The sequence below is a fragment of the Moraxella sp. VT-16-12 genome, assembly GCF_002224245.2.
Taxonomy (GTDB): domain Bacteria; phylum Pseudomonadota; class Gammaproteobacteria; order Pseudomonadales; family Moraxellaceae; genus Moraxella.
Map to the genome: position 1 here is coordinate 1 of NZ_NKHK02000021.1, position 1,952 is coordinate 1,952.

At 43.3% G+C, this 1,952-nt stretch carries 1 protein-coding gene; it reads right to left on the reverse strand.

Annotated elements, in window-relative coordinates; translation table 11 throughout:
• Nucleotides 1–1,952 (reverse strand): alanine-zipper protein (locus CEW93_RS10865; protein ID WP_186727970.1); only part of this gene is annotated, 1,952 nt, incomplete at both ends.

Consider the following 1,952-nt stretch of genomic DNA (forward strand, 5'->3'; position numbering starts at 1 on the left):
AGTTTGTATGCGGCGTCAAGGGCAGCGATACGCTGGGCTGTTGCTTGCTCTTTGGTCGCTTGGGCTTGTTTAAATTCATCAAGACTGGCTGTGCTTGCTTTTTGGTCAATATCCGCTTGCACGTCTTCTGGTGCTGGCGACCAGTCTGTGGCGATGTTGCCAGTTTCTAATTTTGGTTTTGCGATAAATATCTCACTACCAAGCCGTGATGATTGATAACGCAAAACAATGGCTTTGGGCGTATCGCTTGGCGTTTGAGTGTACACAACATAATATTTTTGCCATTCGCTTGATAGCGTAATATCTGCCATGCCGTCTGCACGCTTAAATATTCTACCCTGTGATGTCTCTGCTTTTGTGATTGTGTTTGGGCTATATAAATGTGCAGTTACAATAACATTGTCAACATCTGCTTTTGCCCAAAAACTAAACACACAATTTGACTCGTGCATTGCACGAGTTAGTCTATATTGATAGTCAATATAGTTTTGAGCTGGCTTTTTTAATTTAATTAAATTAAATCCCTCAAAAACGCCATTGATTACATTACCGTGCTTTTGAGTATTAGGGATTAAATTACGCCCACCCACGCTAATCCCATCAATCTTAGCATTTAACTGATTTTGTGCTGTTGCTAGGGCTTGTTGAGCATTAGTCGCTGTTTGCTGAGCTTGGGCAACAGATGCTTTTATTGCATTATCAGCAGTGGTAAACTTACTGTCTAATGCACTCATCTGACGTGCTAGACTGCTTTCAGCATCTGCTCTTGCTTGTTGTTCGGCGATGATGTCTGCTTGGGCTTGGGTGGCTTTGCCCAGTGCATCATCTGCAACACGTTTGGCATTTTGAGCATTGGTGTTGGCAGTGTCAGCTTTATGGCTTGCAGTATTTGCCGTGTTTTGAGCGTTGTTTGCTCGTCTGATGCCATCGTCTGCTTTGGTGGTTGCCGTGTCTGCTTTGCTATTGGCTGTATTGGCAGTTTGCTGTACCGTGGTTACATTGGCTGTGATTTGACTGATTTGCGTTGCTTGACTGTTTTTGGCATCTGTTAGTGTTTTAATCTGACTTGCAACAGAGGATTTATTGTTGTTGTACTCAGATTTTAGAGCATTGACAGTTTGTGCGATAGCAGCATCAGCATTCGTGCGAGCGGTGGTTTCTGCTTGCACGCTTGCCTTGATGGTGTTGTCTGCTTGTTTAAATTCGGCAGAAGTAGCATCAATTCTGTGTCCTAAGGCAATATCAGCATTGGTCAAAGTTTCACGCACAGTGTTGATGTTTGCCAGTGTCTCAGTTTTGGCAGTGTCAATGTTCGCTTGTATGTCTTCTGGGGCAGGAGTGTAATCACTTGGTATGCTCCCTAATTCCAATTTGACATTTCTCACCCATAAACTTGCTGATTGTTCATTGGTTGTGCCTTCATTATCAAAACGGATATGCCCTGCTTGGTTTGGGTTGTTGCCTGTGGTAAACTTAAATGTATCTTTTTTCCAATCAGATGTTCTAACAAGATTGGTTTTAAATTTATGCTGACCCACACTGCTGACAAAGCCCACTTGTGCGGTTTTGGTATTATTGGTAGTTTTGTACTCATAAGATAAGACATAGGCAGTATTGGGTTCTAAGGACTTGGTCAGCACATAAGCTGGGATAAAGTTTTCTTGGGTGGTGGCATTGGCAACTGTCCGCTCGGCTTGGCTGTTTCTAAGCAAGTTGCACCCACCCACCGCCAGATTATCAAACTTAGCATCCAATCTATCAATACTGGTCGCTTGCCCTGCTTGGGTCTGTTTAATCTGTGTAATGTCGCTGGTGGCTTTATCCGCCACAGTTTTAAGTTGGCTGTATTTCTGAGTCAAATTCCCAGTTGTTACACCCAATTCACGAATGCTAGACGTATGACCGCTCACGGTTTGGGTTAAATTGGCGATTTCTTGTGTCTTTGCATTGTT